Origin of the sequence: Azospirillum griseum, from assembly GCF_003966125.1 — a bacterium.
GTDB classification, from domain to species: domain Bacteria; phylum Pseudomonadota; class Alphaproteobacteria; order Azospirillales; family Azospirillaceae; genus Azospirillum; species Azospirillum griseum.
The window spans coordinates 1-211 of the sequence record NZ_RXMA01000212.1 but is presented as its reverse complement, the minus strand read 5'-3'; the positions used below and the strand labels follow the sequence as shown (position 1 = coordinate 211).

Below are 211 nucleotides of genomic sequence, written 5' to 3'. Positions count from 1 at the left end.
ACCAGGATCTTGAACATCATCACCGCGTCCAGCGGCGGCCGACCGCCCCGGGAACGATCCTTGCGCCCCAAGGCCGCGTCAAGCGTCGGGCGGAACACTTCGAAGTCCACAACCGACAACAGACGCTCCAGCGGATCCCCGCTCTTGCTCAACTCCGCATAGCGATCCTGAAGATCAAACAGCCCAGCTTGACCGGCCATGCTTCCCCCCC

General features: G+C 63.5%; 1 protein-coding gene. It reads right to left on the bottom strand.

The genetic code is table 11. From position 1 onward, the window contains the following. Positions 1 to 200 (bottom strand): transposase (locus EJ903_RS26820; protein ID WP_483964208.1); only part of this gene is annotated, 200 nt, incomplete at its 3' end. Positions 201 to 211: the final 11 nt, after the last annotated feature.